The sequence below is a fragment of the Paenibacillus sp. 203 genome, assembly GCF_037027525.1.
Lineage (GTDB): Bacteria > Bacillota > Bacilli > Paenibacillales > Paenibacillaceae > Paenibacillus > Paenibacillus polymyxa_B.
In genome coordinates, this window is the sequence record NZ_JAXCHD010000097.1 from 1 (window position 1) to 246 (window position 246).

1 rRNA gene is annotated in these 246 nt (G+C 41.9%); it reads right to left on the minus strand.

From position 1 onward, the window contains the following. Window positions 1-105, minus strand: a 23S ribosomal RNA gene (locus WA407_RS26570); the annotation flags it as partial. Window positions 106-246 lie beyond the last annotated feature (141 nt).

A 246-nucleotide genomic window follows, 5' to 3' on the forward strand; every position in this document is an offset into this window, starting at 1 on the left:
GATCAAAGCTTGCTTACAGCTCCCCGAGGCCTTATCGTTGTTCGCCACGTCCTTCGTCGGCTCCTGGCGCCTAGGCATCCTCCGTGTGCTCTTTGTAGCTTAACCTAGACTTTTCTTTCAAAAAAAAGAAAATGTCGATGTTTGATAAAGAATGATTTTTGCCAAAGGCAAAAGATCTTTCCTTACCTGCTACCTTTATTTCACTTGTTTACACAAGATCAGCTTAAAGGAATATTCTAAAACGCA